A 2,631-nucleotide genomic window follows, 5' to 3' on the forward strand; every position below is an offset into this window, starting at 1 on the left:
CGTTACGATGACTACTCTGACTTCGGTGACAATATTGCTCCTGCGGTATCTGCTCGTTGGCAAGTAGCTGATAACATCGTTATCCGTGGTTCATATTCTGAGTCTTTCCGTGCACCAGGTCTTGACCTTCTAAATGCTGCACGTACATTCTCAGCTGAATCAGCTATCGACTATGCAAATGGTTCAACTACATCGCGTCAATATGACACTTATTACACGCAAAACTCAGAGTTAGATGCTGAAACTTCAGATTACACTAACCTTGGTATCGCGTGGGATGTAAACGAAAACCTTACTTTCAAAGTTGATTACTTCCAGTTAGCGATTGATAATGTAATTCAATCTAAGTCTCTTCAGTCTTTACTATCTGACGAAGCTGCAGGCCTAATCTCTGCTGTATCAGTAGATACAGACACTTCAAATGAGACTTTCTATCTGAAGCGTGCTGCATCAGGTACTCTAGTTGAAGCAGGTACATCTTACTTCAATGGTGCTGGTTTCGAAATTGAAGGTATCGACTTTACAATTGCTGCAAATCTTGAAACTGGTTTTGGTGACTTCCGTTTCCAAAACGTGAATAGCTTTGTGCTTTCGTATGACCAAGAAGTAGGTGGTGTTGTACAAGATACATCTGGCTGGTCAGGTCAACCTGAGCTTAAGTCTGTTGCAACGGTTGCATGGTCTTATGAAGATCACTCACTAGCGTGGAATGCAACATACACAGACAGCACTACTGAAACTGAAAAAGATGAAGATGGTGATGGCTACTATGAGCAAACAGGTAAGCTTGATAGCTGGTTAATTCACAACTTAACTTACACTTATAATGCAGGTGCATACGGTGCACTTACTTTCACTGTTAATAACTTAACAGATGAAGATCCAGTGTTATCATCAAACGGTACTTGGGATAACCAAGACCTTTATAATAACTTTGGTCGTGATTATCGTGTAAGCTACTCAATCAGCTTCTAATAAAGTTTTTTGAAAGTAAAAAGGCTGAATTTATTCAGCCTTTTTTTATGGAGTATACATGAGCGACCATTGGACAAATTATTGGCAACAAGGACACCTAACCTCATTTGGAAACGGGTTTAAAAAAAATTACCAAGGAGCATTACAAGAGTTCTGGTGTAGTTTCGCGACTAAGTTAGATCCAGACTCATTGGTTCTGGATGTTGGCACGGGCAATGGTGCCTTAATTCAGCTGATACAAAGAGACAAAAAGTTAAATTGTGTTGGAATCGATCAGGCAAAAATTCATCCCGAGGTTTCAAAGAGTGTAGGTGGAACCTTTCTGTCAAATACAGCCGTTGAGAATTTACCATTTAAAGATGATGAGTTTTCGTCTGTTATTGCACAGTTTTCTCTAGAGTACAGTCAACTTGATAAAAGTATCTCTGAGGTTTTTCGTGTATTAAGTGCTAAGGGAGTATTTGCATTTGTCTGTCATCACCCTGAATCAATAATTGTAAAGCCAAATGCAAAGATTTTAGCGGCAGCAAACTTTGTTATACAAGAGTTAACATCATCTCTAATGGCTTTGATTAACGATCTTGATAGAAAGCAGCTGGAAAGTGCAAAGCATTATTTCAATGAAATTGAAATAAAAATGAAACGTGAATTTATAAATAATTTTGATGCTTTAGTGGGGACTAATTTACCTGCGTTCATAAACTTCTTGCGTCAAAATCAGAATAACAAAATAGACTTCAAAAAAGCGTTGTCTCTTTTTATGAATGAATTAGAGCTACTAATTCTTAGGTTAACTGAGTTAGTAAATGCTGCTAACCAGTCAGCACTTTTGATCGAACAAGTAGAAACAATGAAAGTCAATTGTGAAGTTGGGAAAATCTTTGATAACAATCAAGATGAATTACTAGCAATTTACATTATGGGTGAATCGATTCTTTAAAACCCTTATTTAGATTTAGAAAAAGAAGTAGCATTTAATAAATAGATGTTACTTTTTTGAAATCCACCTCCTTTTTTGCCTGTCATAGATAATTTATTTTATTTCAATTGTTAATTTTGATTGTTGCATTTATTAACTATCAAAATGCTGTTGATGTGGGTTTTCCACGCTTTTTCTGTACCTTAAAGCAATTATCTTGTACCTAATATTAACGTATTTGGTTTATTGTTGATTATTTGTTTATTGTTTAAATTCCCTTATAAAACAAAGGTTAAAAAAAAGTTGACCAAAAGTTGTACCTGATATTAGTATTTGATAGCTCTAAGGGGGGCTTTGACCCTTTAGTGTTAAATAAATAAATTAATAAAGTCATAACATGGATATGACCAGGGAGAATCAAATGTTAAATAATCAAGTTTCAAAAGCAGTTCGCTTAGCGATTGCTTTTGGTGCAGTGTCAACTGCTGCATTTTCTGCATCGACTGTTGCAGCTGAAGACAACAGTGTAGAAAAAGTTGAACGCATTCAAGTAACAGGTTCACGCATCAAGCGTACTGACCTTGAAGGTGCATCACCTGTAATCAGCATTACATCTGCTGATATCAAAATGGAAGGTGATTTCACTGTAGCTGACGCTCTTCGTTCAAGTTCATTGAACTCATTCGGCTCATTCTCAGAGCGTTCAGGTAGCTCTGCTCAGTCTCAAGCAACTATTA

Annotated in this window: 2 protein-coding genes and 1 pseudogene; all 3 read left to right on the forward strand. The window is 36.7% G+C overall.

Going from position 1 to position 2,631, the window contains the following annotated elements; translation table 11 throughout:
- A partial coding sequence (locus tag L1264_RS21310; RefSeq protein ID WP_235404640.1) for a TonB-dependent receptor domain-containing protein occupies nucleotides 1–975 on the forward strand: 975 nt, incomplete at its 5' end.
- Nucleotides 976–1,033: 58 nt separating this feature from the next.
- On the forward strand, nucleotides 1,034–1,915 hold the full coding sequence (locus L1264_RS21315; protein WP_138558012.1) for a class I SAM-dependent methyltransferase: 882 nt from the start codon (nucleotides 1,034–1,036) through the stop codon (nucleotides 1,913–1,915).
- 400 nt (nucleotides 1,916–2,315) lie between these two features.
- A pseudogene (locus L1264_RS21320) lies at nucleotides 2,316–2,631 on the forward strand (TonB-dependent receptor); the annotation flags it as partial.

The sequence above is a fragment of the Pseudoalteromonas sp. APAL1 genome, from assembly GCF_021532475.1.
In the GTDB taxonomy this organism is placed as follows: domain Bacteria; phylum Pseudomonadota; class Gammaproteobacteria; order Enterobacterales; family Alteromonadaceae; genus Pseudoalteromonas; species Pseudoalteromonas lipolytica_C.

Excerpts from the sequence above, each read along its gene's own strand:
- L1264_RS21315 (WP_138558012.1), top strand. The coding sequence starts at position 1,034 with ATGAGCGACCATTGGACAAATTATTGGCAACAAGGACACCTAACCTCA.